This window comes from Streptomyces yangpuensis (genome assembly GCF_024666385.1).
In the GTDB taxonomy this organism is placed as follows: Bacteria; Actinomycetota; Actinomycetes; order Streptomycetales; family Streptomycetaceae; genus Streptomyces; species Streptomyces yangpuensis.
Genome location: NZ_CP102514.1, coordinates 1,765,483 through 1,781,555, shown reverse-complemented (window position 1 = coordinate 1,781,555; position 16,073 = coordinate 1,765,483). Strand labels below are relative to the sequence as shown.

The 16,073-nt window shown below is 71.5% G+C and carries 18 protein-coding genes; 11 read left to right on the top strand and 7 right to left on the bottom strand.

What is annotated here, in order from left to right:
- Positions 1–135: 135 nt before the first annotated feature.
- From NRK68_RS08210 to moaA, 3 genes are all read left to right on the top strand, one after another.
- Complete coding sequence (locus NRK68_RS08210) at positions 136–501, top strand: DUF485 domain-containing protein (RefSeq protein ID WP_183069618.1); 366 nt, start codon at positions 136–138, stop codon at positions 499–501.
- Complete coding sequence (locus NRK68_RS08205) at positions 498–2,132, top strand: monocarboxylic acid transporter (protein ID WP_257855483.1); 1,635 nt, start codon at positions 498–500, stop codon at positions 2,130–2,132. The genes NRK68_RS08210 and NRK68_RS08205 overlap by 4 nt, the downstream gene beginning before the upstream one ends.
- Before the next feature lie 176 nt (positions 2,133–2,308).
- Positions 2,309–3,298, top strand: coding sequence for a GTP 3',8-cyclase MoaA (moaA, locus tag NRK68_RS08200; protein WP_257855482.1), 990 nt, complete (start codon positions 2,309–2,311; stop codon positions 3,296–3,298).
- A gap of 81 nt (positions 3,299–3,379) precedes the next feature.
- On the opposite strand, the gene NRK68_RS08195 is transcribed toward moaA, so the two are convergent.
- Together NRK68_RS08195 and NRK68_RS08190 are read right to left on the bottom strand one after the other, a co-directional pair.
- Positions 3,380–3,631, bottom strand: a complete 252-nt coding sequence (locus NRK68_RS08195; RefSeq protein ID WP_030962190.1) for a hypothetical protein — start codon at positions 3,629–3,631, stop codon at positions 3,380–3,382.
- A gap of 154 nt (positions 3,632–3,785) precedes the next feature.
- Positions 3,786–4,127 carry a DUF3099 domain-containing protein gene (locus NRK68_RS08190; protein ID WP_183069620.1) on the bottom strand — a complete coding sequence of 114 codons (342 nt, stop codon included), beginning with the start codon at positions 4,125–4,127 and terminating at the stop codon, positions 3,786–3,788.
- 175 nt (positions 4,128–4,302) lie between these two features.
- Between NRK68_RS08190 and NRK68_RS08185 the strand changes: the two genes are divergently transcribed.
- Positions 4,303–4,581 carry a GlsB/YeaQ/YmgE family stress response membrane protein gene (locus NRK68_RS08185; RefSeq protein ID WP_150256852.1) on the top strand — a complete coding sequence of 93 codons (279 nt, stop codon included), beginning with the start codon at positions 4,303–4,305 and terminating at the stop codon, positions 4,579–4,581.
- A gap of 102 nt (positions 4,582–4,683) precedes the next feature.
- On the opposite strand, the gene tyrS is transcribed toward NRK68_RS08185, so the two are convergent.
- From tyrS to NRK68_RS08170, 3 genes are all read right to left on the bottom strand, one after another.
- The gene (gene tyrS, locus NRK68_RS08180; RefSeq protein ID WP_183069621.1) at positions 4,684–5,952 is read right to left on the bottom strand and encodes a tyrosine--tRNA ligase; all 1,269 of its coding nucleotides are present in this window, start codon (positions 5,950–5,952) and stop codon (positions 4,684–4,686) included.
- Positions 5,953–6,004: 52 nt separating this feature from the next.
- Positions 6,005–7,396 (bottom strand): metallopeptidase TldD-related protein, encoded by a 1,392-nt coding sequence (locus NRK68_RS08175; RefSeq protein WP_257855477.1) that lies wholly within the window; start codon positions 7,394–7,396, stop codon positions 6,005–6,007.
- Between the two features lie 180 nt (positions 7,397–7,576).
- Positions 7,577–9,139, bottom strand: a complete 1,563-nt coding sequence (locus tag NRK68_RS08170; RefSeq protein ID WP_220819634.1) for a TldD/PmbA family protein — start codon at positions 9,137–9,139, stop codon at positions 7,577–7,579.
- A 145-nt stretch (positions 9,140–9,284) separates the two neighbouring features.
- On the opposite strand from NRK68_RS08170, the gene fabG reads away from it, so the two are divergent.
- The 3 genes from fabG to NRK68_RS08155 all read left to right on the top strand — a co-directional run bounded on the left by fabG (position 9,285) and on the right by NRK68_RS08155 (position 11,433).
- The gene (gene fabG, locus NRK68_RS08165) at positions 9,285–10,004 is read left to right on the top strand and encodes a 3-oxoacyl-[acyl-carrier-protein] reductase (protein WP_031148971.1); all 720 of its coding nucleotides are present in this window, start codon (positions 9,285–9,287) and stop codon (positions 10,002–10,004) included.
- A gap of 5 nt (positions 10,005–10,009) precedes the next feature.
- Positions 10,010–10,780, top strand: a complete 771-nt coding sequence (gene fabI / locus NRK68_RS08160; protein WP_030849743.1) for an enoyl-ACP reductase FabI — start codon at positions 10,010–10,012, stop codon at positions 10,778–10,780.
- Positions 10,781–11,001: 221 nt separating this feature from the next.
- On the top strand, positions 11,002–11,433 hold the full coding sequence (locus NRK68_RS08155) for a hypothetical protein (protein WP_183069624.1): 432 nt from the start codon (positions 11,002–11,004) through the stop codon (positions 11,431–11,433).
- Here the strand turns inward: NRK68_RS08155 and NRK68_RS08150 are convergent.
- Positions 11,414–12,118, bottom strand: a complete 705-nt coding sequence (locus NRK68_RS08150; RefSeq protein ID WP_257855473.1) for a FadR/GntR family transcriptional regulator — start codon at positions 12,116–12,118, stop codon at positions 11,414–11,416. The genes NRK68_RS08155 and NRK68_RS08150 overlap by 20 nt on opposite strands.
- Before the next feature lie 130 nt (positions 12,119–12,248).
- Between NRK68_RS08150 and NRK68_RS08145 the strand changes: the two genes are divergently transcribed.
- The 4 genes from NRK68_RS08145 (at position 12,249) to NRK68_RS08130 (ending at position 14,673) form a co-directional block, all read left to right on the top strand.
- On the top strand, positions 12,249–13,547 hold the full coding sequence (locus NRK68_RS08145; protein ID WP_257855469.1) for a CynX/NimT family MFS transporter: 1,299 nt from the start codon (positions 12,249–12,251) through the stop codon (positions 13,545–13,547).
- Positions 13,548–13,552: 5 nt separating this feature from the next.
- Positions 13,553–13,672, top strand: a complete 120-nt coding sequence (locus NRK68_RS08140; protein WP_257855467.1) for an SGM_5486 family transporter-associated protein — start codon at positions 13,553–13,555, stop codon at positions 13,670–13,672.
- 174 nt (positions 13,673–13,846) lie between these two features.
- On the top strand, positions 13,847–14,068 hold the full coding sequence (locus NRK68_RS08135; protein ID WP_183069627.1) for a hypothetical protein: 222 nt from the start codon (positions 13,847–13,849) through the stop codon (positions 14,066–14,068).
- A gap of 83 nt (positions 14,069–14,151) precedes the next feature.
- Complete coding sequence (locus NRK68_RS08130) at positions 14,152–14,673, top strand: SixA phosphatase family protein (RefSeq protein ID WP_046775444.1); 522 nt, start codon at positions 14,152–14,154, stop codon at positions 14,671–14,673.
- A gap of 153 nt (positions 14,674–14,826) precedes the next feature.
- On the opposite strand, the gene serB is transcribed toward NRK68_RS08130, so the two are convergent.
- The gene (gene serB / locus NRK68_RS08125; RefSeq protein WP_257855464.1) at positions 14,827–16,026 is read right to left on the bottom strand and encodes a phosphoserine phosphatase SerB; all 1,200 of its coding nucleotides are present in this window, start codon (positions 16,024–16,026) and stop codon (positions 14,827–14,829) included.
- Positions 16,027–16,073: the final 47 nt, after the last annotated feature.

The following is a 16,073-nucleotide window of genomic DNA, read 5'->3' as shown; positions in this document are numbered from 1 at the left end:
AGAATCCACGGGCGTTGAACCGTCCCGACACGCCGGCCGTGCCGTTGACAGAGGGGGCTCAGCGCCATCGACCCCCACACGGAGGTTGCTTTGTCCGTCGTCCCCACCGCACCCGCGTCACAAGGAGATTCCCCCGTGACCACCGAAGCAGCGCCGCCCCCGGGCGGCGCGGGAACGCCCCTGGCGGGCCCCACGGCCGATGAGTTCGTGAGCGTCCAGCAGAGCCCCGAGTTCACCGAACTCCGCCGCTCCTACCGCTCCTTCGCCTTTCCGCTCACCGTGGCCTTCATCGCCTGGTACCTGCTCTACGTCCTGCTGTCCAACTACGCGGGCGGCTTCATGGGGACCAAGGTCTTCGGCAACATCAACGTCGCCCTGGTGCTCGGCCTCGCCCAGTTCGCGACGACCTTCCTCATCGCCTGGCTCTACGCGCGCCACGCCGCCGCCAAGCTCGACCCCCGGGCTGCGGCCATCAAGGCGCGGATGGAGGCCTCCGAATGAGCGGAGCGCACCACCTGACGACGGTCACGGTCGCGGCCGGCGCCTCCGAGCACCGCCCGCTCATCATCACCCTGTTCGGGCTGTTCGTCGTCGCCACGCTGATCATCACGGTCTGGGCCGGACGCCAGACCAAGGACGCCGCGGACTTCTACGCGGGCGGCCGCCAGTTCACCGGATTCCAGAACGGCCTCGCCATCTCCGGCGACTACATGTCCGCCGCGTCCTTCCTGGGCATCGCCGGAGCCATCGCCCTCTTCGGCTACGACGGCTTCCTCTACTCCATCGGCTTCCTCGTCGCCTGGCTGGTCGCCCTGCTGCTCGTCGCCGAGCCGCTGCGCAACTCCGGCCGCTACACGATGGGCGACGTCCTCGCGTACCGGATGCGCCAGCGGCCCGTCCGCACCGCCGCCGGCACCTCCACCATCGTGGTCTCGATCTTCTACCTGCTCGCCCAGATGGCCGGAGCCGGCGTCCTCGTCTCCCTGCTCCTCGGCATCACCAGCGACGGCGGCAAGGTGGCGGTCGTCGCGCTCGTCGGCGTCCTGATGATCGTCTACGTGACCATCGGCGGCATGAAGGGCACCACCTGGGTCCAGATGATCAAGGCGGTCCTGCTGATCGCGGGCGCCCTGCTGATCACCCTCCTGGTGCTGGTGAAGTTCAACTTCAACGTCTCCGACCTGCTGGGCAAGGCCGCCGAGAACAGCGGACAGGGCGCCAAGTTCCTCGAACCGGGCCTGAAGTACGGCAAGGACGCGACCTCGAAGCTGGACTTCCTCTCCCTCGGCCTCGCCCTCGTCCTCGGCACCGCCGGCCTCCCGCACATCCTGATCCGCTTCTACACCGTGCCCACCGCGAAGGCCGCCCGTAAGTCCGTGAACTGGGCCATCGGCATCATCGGCGCCTTCTACCTGATGACCATCGCCCTCGGCTTCGGCGCCGCGGCCCTGCTGGAGCGCGCCGACATCCTGGCCTCGAACAAGGCCGGCAACACCGCCGCACCCCTGCTGGCCCAGGCCGTGGGCGGCGGAGCGGACTCCACCGGCGGCGCCGTCCTGCTCGCCGTCATCTCCGCCGTCGCCTTCGCCACCATCCTGGCCGTGGTCGCGGGCCTCACCCTCGCCTCCTCCTCGTCCTTCGCCCACGACCTGTACGTGAACGTGATCCGCAAGGGCAAGGCCACCGAGCAGGAGGAGGTGCGCGCCGCCCGCTGGTCCACGGTCGTCATCGGCGCCGTCGCCATCGGCCTGGGCGCGCTGGCCCGCGACCTGAACGTGGCCGGCCTCGTCGCGCTCGCCTTCGCGGTCGCCGCCTCCGCCAACCTGCCGACGATCCTCTACAGCCTCTTCTGGAAGCGCTTCAACACCCAGGGGGCGCTCTGGTCGATCTACGGCGGCCTGGTCTCGGCGGTCGGCCTGGTGCTCTTCTCCCCCGTCGTGTCCGGCAAGCCGACCTCGATGTTCAAGGACGCCGACTTCTTCTGGTTCCCCCTGGAGAACCCGGGCATCATCTCCATCCCCCTCGGCTTCCTCCTCGGATGGCTGGGAACCGTCCTCACCAAGGAGAAGGCGGACCCGCAGAAGTTCGCCGAGCTGGAGGTGCGCTCACTCACCGGAACAGGGGCGCACTGACATCGTCCGAACACCCGGCGTGGCCGTGTCGTAGGTCCCTACGACACGGCCACGTCACGTCTCGTTCATTTGGGCATCACGGAACGACACATGCGTCACGTAGTCTCGAAATAGAACGCGTGCAGTAGCTCCCATGTCGCGCGTATGTCTACTTCCGGACAGGGGAGGGGGCCACAGTGCTTCTCGACACCTATGGCCGCGTGGCCACTGACCTGCGCGTCTCGCTCACCGACCGGTGCAATCTGCGCTGCACGTACTGCATGCCCGAAGAGGGCCTCCAGTGGCTCGGCAAGTCCGACCTGCTCACCGACGACGAGATCGTCCGGCTGATCCGCATCGCCGTCACGCAGCTCGGCATCACCGAGGTCCGCTTCACCGGCGGCGAACCGCTGCTGCGACCCGGCCTGGTCGGGATCGTCGAGCAGTGCGCGGCCCTGGAGCCGCGCCCCAAGATGTCGCTCACCACCAACGGCATCGGTCTGAAGCGCACCGCGCAGGCCCTGAAGGCCGCCGGCCTGGACCGGGTGAACGTCTCCCTGGACACCCTGCGGGCCGAGGTCTTCAAGACCCTCACCCGCCGCGACCGGCACAAGGACGTCATCGAGGGCATGGCCGCGGCCCGCGAGGCCGGCCTGACCCCCGTCAAGGTCAATGCCGTGCTCATGCCGGGGCTCAACGACGACGAGGCCCCCGACCTGCTGGCCTGGGCCGTGGAGAACGAGTACGAGCTCCGCTTCATCGAGCAGATGCCCCTCGACGCCCAGCACGGCTGGAAGCGCGACGGCATGATCACCGCCGGGGACATCCTGGAGTCCCTGCGCACCCGCTTCACGCTCACCGAGGAGGGCGCCGACGAACGCGGCTCCGCCCCGGCCGAGCGCTGGGTCGTCGACGACGGCCCCGCCACCGTCGGCGTCATCGCCTCGGTCACCCGCCCGTTCTGCGGCGCCTGCGACCGCACCCGGCTCACCGCCGACGGCCAGGTCCGTACGTGCCTGTTCGCCACCGAGGAGTCGGACCTGCGCTCCGCGCTGCGCTCGGGCGCCCCGGACGAGGAGATCGCCCGGCTGTGGAAGGTGGCGATGTGGGGCAAGAAGGCCGGATCCGGCCTCGACGACCCGTCGTTCCTCCAGCCCGACCGCCCCATGTCGGCGATCGGCGGCTGACCCTGCCGCTGCCGAAGTGGCCGAGGCCGGTCAGCGGCGGCCGCTCGGCGGCGGCCGCTACGCACCGGCCGCTCGGCGGGGTCAGCGCGGGCGCTCGGAGCCCTCCGGCTGCACCCACTCGTCGAGCTTCACGACGTCCTTGAGGAAACCGCGCACACCCAGGAACTGCGAGAGGTGTTCGCGGTGCTCCTCGCAGGCGAGCCAGGTCTTGCGCCGCTCCGGCGTGTGCAGCGTCGGGTTGTTCCACGCGAGGACCCAGACGGCCGCGTCACGGCAGCCCTTGGCCGAGCAGGTGGGGATCTCTTCGGGAGCGGGGGAGTCGGAGGAAGTCACGACCTCACCCTAGAGGGTGAACCGAACGTCGAACGGAAAGGCGACGCCGAGCAGCCACGGGGGGAGCTGCCCGGCGTCGGTCCGTCGCTCCGACGGGGGATGCGGAGCGCGTGAGCAGTATGTCACGCAGGACCCGGTGCGGTGCACCGGAACTTCATGATTGATCTGAGGTTTTCTTGAGGTTTCCCGCCTCCAGCGCCGGGCGGACGGGAGACGGGACGAAATGGGAGGGCAGCGACGGCGCCGACTCGCGGCCCGCGTTGGCGATGACCACGGCGATGTAGGGGAGCAGGGCCCCGGCGACGAGCGTCACGACGGCCACCGGGCGCGACACGTTCCACAACAGCACAGTCGCGATGACCGACAGGGTCCTGACGACCATCGAGATCACATAGCGGCGCTGACGGCCCCGTACGTCCTCGGCTAGCCCCATCCGGGCGCCGGTGATCCGGAAGACCTCGGCCCCGTTCCGCTTGTGCCGCTTCACCCGTTCCATGTCCTACCACCCGATCGCCGGCCGGGCCTTCCCCGGCCCGGACCCTTCCACGGTACGCCGCCTCCGCCGCCGAGGGGACAGCGGGACCCCCGGGAGTGCCGCCCGAAATGCGCGGTACGCCGCCCGGGCCGACACTGGGCGCACGTGCGCACACCGCGCCAGGAGGAGGCTGGACATGAGCTGGTTGTGGGCGATCATCGTCGGTTTCGTGCTGGGGCTGATAGCCAAGGCCATCCTGCCGGGCAAACAGCACCAGCCCCTGTGGCTGACCACGCTGATGGGCATCATCGGCAGCGTCCTCGGCAACGCCGTCGCCGGCTGGATCGGGGTCGCCGACACCCGCGGTATCGACTGGACCCGCCACCTGCTGCAGCTCGCGGGCGCGGTCCTCTTCGTCTTCCTCGGCGAAATGGCCTACAAGGCGATGCGCGGCGGCAGCCGCCAGATGACCTGAGCCGCTGCCGGGGCACCAGCGGCGCCCGCGGCACATGACGGAGGGGCCGGCCGGACCATGACGTCCGAACCGGCCCCTCCGCCGTGTGCCCCACGGGACGGGTCAGGCGCCGGTGACCTCGACCGCCGCCAGGTTCTTCTTGCCGCGGCGCAGGACCAGCCAGCGCCCGTGCAGCAGGTCCTCCTCGGCGGGGACCGCGTCCTCGGCGGTGACCTTCACGTTGTTGACGTAGGCGCCGCCCTCCTTCACGGTGCGGCGGGCGGCCGACTTGCTCGCGACCAGACCCGTCTCCGCGAAGAGGTCCACGACCAGGGCCGGCTTCGCCACCTTGGCGTGCGGCAGCTCGGACAGGGCCGCGGCCAGCGTGGCCTCGTCCAGCTCCGCCAGGTCGCCCTGGCCGAACAGCGCCCGCGACGCGGCGATCACGGCGGCGCACTGGTCGCCGCCGTGCACCAGCGCGGTCAGCTCCTCGGCCAGCGCCCGCTGGGCGGCGCGCGCCTGCGGCCGCTCGGCGGTCTGCGCCTCCAGCTCCTCCAGCTCCTCACGGGACCTGAAGGAGAGGATCCGCATGTAGGTGGAGATGTCCCGGTCGTCCACATTCAGCCAGAACTGGTAGAACGCGTACGGGGTGGTCATCTCGGGGTCGAGCCAGACGGCCCCGCCCTCGGTCTTGCCGAACTTCGTGCCGTCCGCCTTGACCATCAGCGGGGTCGCCATCGCGTGGACGTGCGCGTCCGGCTCGACCCGGTGGATCAGGTCGAGGCCGGCCGTCAGGTTGCCCCACTGGTCCGAGCCGCCCTGCTGCAGGACGCAGCCGTGGCGCCGGTACAGCTCCAGGAAGTCCATGCCCTGGAGCAGCTGGTAGCTGAACTCCGTGTAGCTGATGCCCTGGTCCGACTCCAGCCGCTTGGCGACCGAGTCCTTCGTCAGCATCTTGTTGACCCGGAAGTGCTTGCCGATGTCCCGCAGGAACTCGATGGCGGACATGCCCGCCGTCCAGTCCAGGTTGTTGACCATGACCGCGGCGTTCTCGCCCTCGAAGGACAGGAACGGCTCGATCTGCGAGCGCAGCCGGTTCACCCACTCCGCGATGACCGCGGGGTCGTTCAGGGTGCGCTCGGCGGTCGGACGGGGGTCACCGATCTGACCGGTGGCCCCGCCGACCAGCGCGAGCGGCCGGTTGCCCGCCAGCTGCAGCCGCCGCATGGTGAGCACCTGCACCAGGTGCCCGACGTGCAGCGAGGCGGCGGTCGGGTCATAGCCGCAATAGAACGTGACCGGACCGTCCGCGAAGGCCTTGCGCAGCGCTTCTTCGTCGGTGGACTGGGCGAAGAGCCCGCGCCACTTCAGTTCGTCGACGATGTCCGTCACGGTCTCTCGACTCCTTACGATTTGTGGAAATGCCGTGCTCAGTCTAGGTGGGTCAGACGCCCTTGCTCACCGAACTCATGTTGAAGTCCGGGATGCGGACAGGCGGCATCGCGGCCCGGGTGAACCAGTCGCTCCACTCGCGCGGCAGGGTCCTCTCCGTCCGGCCCGCCTCCGCGGCCCGCGACAGCAGGTCCACGGGGGACTCGTTGAAGCGGAAGTTGTTCACCTCGCCCACGACCTGGCCGTTCTCCACCAGGTAGACGCCGTCCCGGGTCAGGCCCGTGAGCAGCAGCGTCGCCGGGTCCACCTCGCGGATGTACCACAGGCAGGTCAGCAGCAGGCCCCGCTCGGTGTCCGCGACCATCTCGTCCAGGGACTTCTCGCCGCCGCCGTCCAGGATCAGGTTCCCGAAGCCGGGGGAGACCGGCAGCCCGGTCAGGCCGGCCGTGTGCCGGGTGGTCGACAGCCGGGCCAGCTCGCCCTCGCGGATCCACTCGGTCACCGGGACCGGCAGACCGTTGTCGAAGGCGGAGACGTCGTCGCCGGAGCTGTGCGCGATGACGAACGGCGCGGACTCCAGGCCCGGCGCGTGCGGGTCGCTGCGCAGGGTCAGCGGCAGCTCGGTGAGCCGCTCGCCGAGCCGCGTGCCGCCGCCGGGCTTGGAGAAGACCGTACGGCCCTCCACCGCGTCCCGGGCCGACGCCGACCACATCTGGTAGATCAGCAGGTCCGCCACGGCCGTCGGCGGCAGCAGGGTCTCGTACCGCCCGGCGGGCAGGTCGATCTTCCGCTCCGCCCAGCCCAGGCGTACGGCGAGCTCCGCGTCCAGCACGGTGGGGTCCACGTCCTTGAAGTCCCGCGTGCCGCGGCCGGCCCAGGCCGAACGCCGGCGGTCGGGGGACTTCGCGTTGAGCTCCAGGGTGCCGTTGGGCTGGTCGTGGCGCAGCCGCAGGCCCGTGGAGGTACCGACGTACGTGGAGACCAGCTCGTGGTGGGCGAAGCCGTACAGCTCCCGGCCGCCCGCCCGGGCCCGGGCGAAGGCCTCGCCGAGGGCCGGGGCGAAGTCCGCGAACACCGCGGAGGTGGTCTCGGCCGGGGCGTCGGTGAAGTCCGGCGAGGCCGGGGTCCCGGTGATCAGCGGCTGGGCGTCCTCGGCGGGACCCGCGCCGCGCGCGGCCGCCTCGGCGGCCCGCACCAGGGGTTCCAGGTCGTCCGCGGTGACGGCGGAGCGCGAGACGACCCCCGAGGCCGTGCCCTCCTTGCCGTCGACCGTGGCGATGACCGTCAGGGTCCGCCCGCGGGTGACGCCGTTGGTGGTCAGGGCGTTGCCGGCCCAGCGCAGGTTGGCGCTCGACTCCTCGTCGGCGATGACGACGCAGCCGTCGGCGGTGGACAGCTCCAGGGCCCGCTCGACGATCTCGTGCGGCTTGGTCGATCGGCTCATCGGCCGGCCTCCTGCGTGGTGTTCGGACTGTGCTGTCCCGGGTGGCGACCCCCGGACCCCCGGCAGATCTCGTGGCTGACGCGCGTGGTCATCGGCCGGCCTCCTGCGTGGTGTTCAGACTGTGCTGTCCCGGGTGGCGACCCCCGGACCCCCGGCAGATCTCGTGGCTGACGCGCGTGGTCATCGGCCGGCCTCCTGCGTGGTGTTCAGGATGTTCACGTCGCGGAACAGCGCGGACGGGCAGCCGTGCGAGACGGCCGCGACCTGGCCCGGCTGGGCCTTGCCGCAGTTGAAGGCACCGCCCAGGACATAGGTCTGCGGGCCGCCGACCTTCTCCATCGAGCCCCAGAAATCGGTGGTGGTGGCCTGGTAGGCGACATCCCGCAGCTGCCCGGCCAGCCGGCCGTTCTCGATCCGGAAGAACCGCTGCCCGGTGAACTGGAAGTTGTAACGCTGCATGTCGATCGACCAGGAGCGGTCGCCGACCACGTAGATCCCGCGCTCCACCCCGCCGATCAGGTCCTCGGTCGACAGCCCGCCGGGATCCGGCTGGAGCGACACGTTCGCCATGCGCTGGACGGGTACGTGCCCGGGGGAGTCGGCGAAGGCGCAGCCGTTGGAGCGGCCCAGCCCGGTGAGCTTCGCGATCCGCCGGTCCAGCTGGTAGCCGACCAGGGTGCCGTCCTTGACCAGGTCCCAGCTCTGCGCCTGGACGCCCTCGTCGTCGAAGCCGACGGTGGCCAGCCCGTGCTCGGCGGTGCGGTCGCCCGTCACGTTCATGATCGGAGAGCCGTACCTGAGCTTGCCCAGCTGGTCGAAGGTGGCGAAGGAGGTCCCCGCGTACGCGGCCTCGTAGCCCAGCGCCCGGTCGAGCTCGGTGGCGTGGCCGATGGACTCGTGGATGGTGAGCCACAGGTTGGACGGGTCCACCACCAGGTCGTAGCGCCCGGCCTGGACGCTCGGCGCCCGCATCTTCTCGGCGAGCAGGCCGGGGATCTCCTCCAGCTCGGCGTTCCAGTCCCAGCCGGTGCCGGTCAGGTACTCCCAGCCGCGGCCGGCGGGCGGGGCGATGGTGCGCATCGAGTCGAACTCGCCGGTGGTGCCGTTGACGGCGACCGCCGTCAGCTGCGGGTGGATCCGGACCCGCTGCTGCGTGGTCGTGGTGCCCGCGGTGTCGGCGTAGAACTTGTTCTCGTGCACGGCGAGCAGCGAGGCGTCCACGTGCGCGACGCCGTCGGCCGCCAGCAGCCGGGAACTCCAGTCGGCGAGCAGCGCCGCCTTCTCCGCGTCCGGTACCTCGAAGGGGTTCACCTCGTAGGCGGAGATCCACGTCCTGTCCGCGTGCACCGGCTCCTCGGCGAGCTCCACCCGCTCGTCGGAACCGGCGGCCTTGATGACCTGGGCGGACAGCTTCGCCATGGCCACGGCCTGGGAAGCCACCCGGGCGGCGGCGTCCATGGTCAGGTCCACGCCGGAGGCGAACCCCCAGCTGCCCCCGTGCACGACGCGCACCGCGTAGCCGAGGTCGGTGGTGTCGGACCCGCCGGAGGGCTTGGCGTCGCGCAGCCGCCACGAGGCGCTGCGGATCCGCTCCAGCCGGAAGTCGGCATGCTCGGCACCCAGCGCGCGGGCCCGGGCGAGCGCCGCGTCGGCGAGCGCCCGCAGGGGCAGCGCGGTGAATGCCGCGTCGATGGAATGGGGCACGGAAGTCCTCCCGGGGTCGGGGACGGTCGCCCCGATCATGTCGCGACCGGGGCCCTTGTGCCTACATCTTTCTGTAGGGACTCGACAGAGCCCGCTGCGAGGCCCTGTCGGGGGTCGATTCCTCGTACGAGCGATGCGACCTATAGGTTTTCGGTATTCAGACCGCTAGCGAAAGGGTGATCCGTTGAGCCGCTCGGTTCTCGTCACCGGAGGAAACCGGGGCATCGGCCTCGCCATCGCCCGAGCCTTCGCGGAGGCCGGCGACAAGGTCGCGATCACGTACCGGTCGGGTGAGCCGCCGCAGGCCCTCACCGAACTCGGTGTCCTGGCGGTGCGGTGCGACATCACCGACTCCGAGCAGGTGGAGCAGGCCTACAAGCAGATCGAGGACGCGCACGGCGCGGTCGAGGTGCTCGTGGCCAACGCCGGCATCACCAAGGACACGCTGCTGATGCGGATGTCCGAGGAGGACTTCGCCTCGGTCGTGGACACCAACCTCACCGGCACCTTCCGGGTGGTCAAGCGCGCCAACCGCGGCATGCTCCGCGCGAAGAAGGGCCGCGTCGTCCTGATCTCCTCGGTCGTCGGGCTCCTCGGCTCGGCGGGGCAGGCCAACTACGCCGCCTCCAAGGCCGCGCTGGTCGGCTTCGCCCGCTCGCTCGCCCGCGAGCTGGGCTCCCGCAACATCACCTTCAACGTCGTCGCGCCCGGCTTCGTGGACACCGACATGACGAAGGTCCTCACCGACGAGCAGCGCGCGGGCATCGTGGCGCAGGTGCCGCTCGCCCGCTACGCGCAGCCCGAGGAGATCGCGGCAGCCGTCCGCTTCCTGGCGTCCGACGACGCCGCGTACATCACCGGAGCCGTCATTCCCGTTGACGGCGGATTGGGCATGGGTCACTGATCACCATGAGCGGAATTCTCGAGGGCAAGCGCATCCTCATCACGGGTGTGCTGATGGAGTCCTCCATCGCCTTCCACACGGCCAAGCTGGCGCAGGAGCAGGGCGCCGAGGTCATCCTCACCGCGTGGCCGCGCCCGTCGCTGACGGAGCGCATCGCGAAGAAGCTGCCCAAGCCGGTCAAGGTGATCGAGCTCGACGTCACCAACGACGAGCACCTGGCCCGCCTGGAGGGCCTCGTCCGTGACGAGCTCGGCGGCCTCGACGGCGTCGTGCACTCCATCGGCTTCGCGCCGCAGGACGCCCTCGGCGGCAACTTCCTGAACACGCCGTTCGAGTCGGTCGCCACCGCCATGCACGTCTCGGCGTTCTCGCTGAAGTCGCTGACCATGGCCTGCAAGCCGCTCTTCCCGGCGGAGGGCGGTGCCGTCGTCGGCCTCACCTTCGACGCCCAGTTCGCCTGGCCGCAGTACGACTGGATGGGCCCGGCCAAGGCCGCCCTGGAGGCCACCAGCCGCTACCTCGCCCGCGACCTGGGCAAGGAGAACATCCGCTGCAACCTGGTCTCGGCCGGTCCGATCGGCTCCATGGCCGCGAAGTCCATCCCGGGATTCGGCGAGCTGGCCGAGGTCTGGAACACCCGCTCCATGCTGTCGTGGGACATGAGCGACCCGGAGCCGACCGGCCGCGGTGTCGTCGCCCTGCTGTCGGACTGGTTCCCGAAGACCACCGGTGAGATCGTCCACGTGGACGGCGGCGTGCACGCGATGGGTGCCTGACCCCCGGTCAGGACCCCGTGTCCGTACGGCGGCGGCCGCGTCTCCCCTGCGGGAGGCGCGGCCGCCGCCGTTTCCGTGTCCGCCCGCGGGCCGGGCCGCCGGCGTGACCTTCGCTCGCATGTTCACCGGCCGACCGGATCTTCCCGAGTCGAAAACCGGGACGGATGCCTGCAAACTGGCCAAGTCGGGATCTTCCCGGCTCCGGCGGGGAGGAGGCACGGGTGCGCACCAGGCCGAGCCGAGCGGTATCGATACTGGTCACATCGGTGATCGTGACCGGACTCCTGATCCCGGCCGTCGCCGCGCAGCCCTCCGGAGACGAGCAGGCGCCCGGCTCCGGGCCCGCCGCGCCGGCCGTCGTGGACCTCGCCGACATCCCCGCCGAACCCCCCGTGCAGCCCTCCCCGCCCGCCACCCGTGAACTCTTCGGCGCCGACTGCGCCACCACCGTCGAGGGCTCCCAGGTCACCGCGCACTGCCACAACGCCTACCCGGAGACCGACCTGGTGAGCCTGCACGTCGAATGCGACCGCTGGTGGGACGTGGACGGCGACGGCGCGGCCGTGGCCGTGGGCCCGGCCGGCCGGGCCGAGCTCACCGGCCGCTGCTGGAAGGAGGTCCGCGCGGCCTGGGTCAGCCACCGGCGGCCGTGACCGCAGCCCCCGGCGCGTCCTTGCCCAGGCATACGAAGGGATAGCCCGCGGCCTCCGAGGCCGCCGCGTCCCCGTCCCCCCGCCGGATCGCCTCGATCAGCCGGGCGTGGTCGAGATGGGCGGCGGGATCCAGCACGGTGCCCACGTCGGCCCGCAGCCAGTCGGCCACCAGCTCGCCCAGGTCCGCGTACAGCTCGATCAGCACGTCGTTGTGCGAGGCTGTCACCACCGCCATGTGCAGGCTGACGTCCGCCGCCACGAAGACCTCCGCGTCCCCGCCCGCCCAGGCCTCCTCGCGGCGCGCGAGCAGCGCGTCCAGCTGGACCAGGTCCCGTTCCGTACGCCGCTCCGCCGCCAGCCGGGCCGCCGAGGACTCCAGCGTGGAGCGGAGTTCGGCGATGTGCCTCGGCTCGGCCCCGGCGAACCGCCGGTGCATCACGCCGGCCAGCTCGCTGGTCGCGATGACGTACGTGCCCGAGCCCTGCCGGATGTCGAGGAGGCCGTTGTGCGCCAGCGCGCGCACGGCCTCGCGCACGGTGTTGCGGGCGACGCCCATCAGCTCCACGAGCTCCGGCTCGGTGGGGATGCGCGAGCCGACCGGCCACTCGCCGGAGGTGATCTGGTTGCGCAACTGGGCGATCACCTGGTCGACGAGCGCGGAGCGCCGGGGCGAGGTCAGCGGCATGGGTTCCTCTCACGTGCGGCTGCGGCTGCGGCCGCGAATGCGGTGCGCGTGCCAGTGTGACGGACGGCAGGAGCAGGAGCGACGGCCGACGATTGGACAACCAATCATCCCATGATTCTATGATGGCGGAATGTCCGACGAAGAAACCAACACGCTCACCCGGCCCGCCGCGGACCGCGCCACGGTCCCCGCCCCGCCCACGACGGCGCAGCCGGCCTGGCTCGGCCCGTTGCTCATCGTCGGAATCGTGCTGGCCGCCCTCAACCTGCGCCCCGCCATCACCAGCCTCGGCGCCCTCTTCGAGGAGACCCGCACCGGCCTGGGCATGAGCGGCACCGTCGCCGGACTGATCACCTCCGTCCCGGCCCTGTGCTTCGCCGTCTTCGGCGTCACCGCACCCCGGCTCTCCCGCCGCTTCGGCCCGGTCGCCGTCGTCTGCGCCGGCATGGCCGCCGTCGCCGCCGGACTGCTGATCCGCCCCTTCGCCGGCGGCGCCGCCGGCTTCCTCGCCGCCAGCGCCCTGTCCCTGGCCGGCATCGCCCTCACCAACGTCCTGCTCCCGGTGATCGTCAAGCGCTACTTCCCGGACCGGGTCGGCACCATGACCGGCCTCTACTCCATGGCCCTCGCCGCCGGCACCTCGCTCGCCGCCGCCGCGACCGTCCCGCTGACCGCCGCCCTCGGCGGCAGCTGGCGTACAGGCCTGCTGATGTGGGCCGCGCTCGCGCTGGTCGCCGTACTGCTGTGGCTGCCCATCGCCCGGGCCGCCCGGCGCGCCGACCGGGCCCAGGCCGCCGCCGGCTCCGGGCAGGGCGCGGCCGTACGGACCGACGCCGGCCCGCGGGTCGTCCGCAGCCGTACCGCCTGGGCCCTGGCCTGCTACTTCGGCCTCCAGGCCACCGGCGCGTACATCACCATGGGCTGGCTCCCGCAGATCTTCCGCGACGCCGGGGTCTCCGCCTCCACCGCCGGCGTCCTCCTCGCCGTCACCATGGTCATGGGCGTCCCGCTCGCCTTCGTCATCCCCGGCCTCGCCGGCCGCATGCGGAACCAGGGGGCCATCGCCGTCACCCTCGGCGTCTTCGGCCTCACCGGCTACCTCGGGCTCTACTTCGCCCCCGCCGCGGGAGCCTGGGCCTGGGCGCTCCTGCTCGGCGTCTCCAACTGCGCGTTCCCCCTCGTCATCACCATGATCGGGCTGCGCGCCAAGTCCCCGGCCGGGGTGGTCAGGCTCTCCGCCTTCGCCCAGAGCACCGGCTACCTCATCTCCATCCCCGGCCCGCTCGTCATCGGCACCCTCTACCAGCACAGCGGCGGCTGGGACCTGCCGCTCGCCCTGATGGCGGGCCTGCTCGTGCCGCAGATCGCCCTCGGCGTCCTGGCGGGCCGGGACCGCACGATCGAGGACGAATGCGGCATGGGAGACTGACCCGCATGTCTCCCGTACTCGAACCGAACCCCGAGGGCGGCCGCCGGAAGCTCGGCCTCGTCCTCGGCGCCATGCTCGTCGTCTCCGTGATCATCTCCGTCATCGCGACGATCGCCTCCCCGTGACGACCGTGCCCGTGACACCGGCCGCCGCCCGGGACGGTAGGGATATCCCCACCGTCCCCTAGGGGGCCAGGCTCAGGGTCGAGTGGGGTGTGCCCCGGATGGGAACCGCCGTCCCGGATCCGTAGATTCGCAAGGGCAGCGAGCAGTCCGGTCCACACACCCACGGAGGCGGCCATGTCGGCCCCCACGCACCCACGGTCCCTCCCGCCCACCCGCCGTGTGCGCACCGCGACCACCGCGAGCACCCGGCTGCACTGGTGGGCCCTGGCCCTGCCCGCACTCGCCTTCGGCCTCCTGCTGCTGCTCCTCGCCGGATCCGGCGAGGCCCACGCGGCCACCGGCGAGGTCTCCGGTCTCGTCCAGGTCGCGCAGCAGCTCCTGCGCGCCGTCGGCTGACCTCCCGAGCGCCCCTCACCACCGGGGATGAGCCCCCTCAACCCCCTGCGCCCCACGGCCCGTTTCATGCGAAGCTGGGAGCCATGAGCGCAGACACACCCCGCAGGATCGCCCTCCTCCGGCATGCCAAGGCCGACTGGCCCGATGTGTCCGACCACGACCGTCCGCTGGCGGAACGGGGCCGCAAGGACGCACCCGCCGTCGGTCTGAAGCTCGCCGAGACCGGCATCGTCTTCGACCTGGCCCTCTGCTCCACCGCCGCGCGCACCCGCGAGACCTGGAAGCTCGCCGTCCAGGAGATGCCGCACCGGCCGAAGACCCACTACGAGGAGCGGATCTACGACGCCTCGCCGGGTGAGCTCATCGCCCTGCTGAACGAGACCTCCGACGAGGTCTCCGACCTCCTCGTCATCGGCCACAACCCCGGCATGCACGCCCTCGCCGACGCCCTCACCGGGCGCGCGGAGGGCGACACCCTGGCACGGATGACCCGTACGGGATTCCCGACCGCGGCGCTCGCCGTCCTCTCCTTCACCGGCTCGTGGAAGTCCCTGGAGCACGGGGTGGGCACGCTGCTGGACTACTGGACCCCCAAGGGGCACTGACCCCCGAGGGGCTGCCCGGGGGTCGGTACCTCCGGGTGGCCCCCCGGGGGCACCGACCGGCGCCGTACGCGCAGGGGCCCCGGCAGCCGCACCGGCCGCCGGGGCCCACTCATGTCCGGACCGGGGTGCCCCGCGCACCCCTGGCAGGTCAGGTCAGGCCAGGTCGGCGGCCTCGACCTCCTCGCGGGTGATCCCCAGCAGGTACAGCACCGCGTCCAGGAACGGCACGTTCACCGCCGTGTGCGCCGCCTCGCGGACCACCGGCTTGGCGTTGAAGGCCACGCCCAGCCCGGCCGCGTTCAGCATGTCCAGGTCGTTGGCGCCGTCACCGATGGCCACCGTCTGGGCCAGCGGTACCCCGGCCTCGGTGGCGAAGCGGCGCAACAGCCGGGCCTTGCCCGCCCGGTCCACGATCTCCCCGGTGACCCTGCCCGTCAGCTTCCCGTCGACGATCTCCAGGGTGTTGGCGGAGGCGAAGTCCAGCCCCAGCCGCTCCCGCAGGTCGTCCGTCACCTGGGTGAAGCCGCCGGAGACCACGCCCACCTGGTAGCCGAGCCGCTTGAGCGTACGGATCAGGGTCCGTGCCCCCGGCGTCAGCTGCACCTCGGCACGGACCTTGTCGACGACGGACGCGTCCAGGCCCGCCAGCAGCGCCACCCGGGCGTGCAGCGACTGCTCGAAGTCCAGCTCGCCGCGCATGGCCCGCTCGGTGACCTCGGCGACCTCGGCCTCGCACCCGGCATGCGCGGCGAAGAGCTCGATGACCTCGTCCTGGATGAGGGTCGAGTCCACGTCCATGACGACCAGACGCTGCGCCCGGCGGTGCAGCCCGGCCGAGACCACGGCGATGTCCACGCCGATGTGCGCGGCGGCCGTGGCCAGCGCGGTGCGCAGCGGCTCGGTCTCCACGCCGGAGACGGCGAACTCCACGGCGGTCACCGGGTACTTGGCGAGCCGGAAGATACGGTCGATGTTGCCGCCGGCCCCGGTGATCTCCGCGGCGATGGCGGCCGTGGACTCGGCGGTGAGCGGATGTCCGAGCACGGTGACATGGGACCGGCCGCTGCCGCGCGGCCTGTTGTCACCGGTGCCGGAGAGGATCTCGGCCTGCAGCTTGAGCGACTCGGCCCAGCTGTGGACGGTGGCCCGCAGGTCGCCCTCGCTGCCGCCCACGGGCTTGGTGACGAGGGCGCACAGGACGATGCGGCCACGGGTGACGACCTGCTCGATGTCGACGACGTCGACGGAGTAGGCGGCGAGGGTGTCGAACAGCCCGGCGGTGATCCCGGGACGGTCCTTGCCGAAGATCTTGACGAGGAGGGTGGGGACGTCGGAGGACTGCGATGCGCTCATGGTGCCCTCACCGTATCTTCCCGGCTCCCGGGACAGGACCCCCGTCC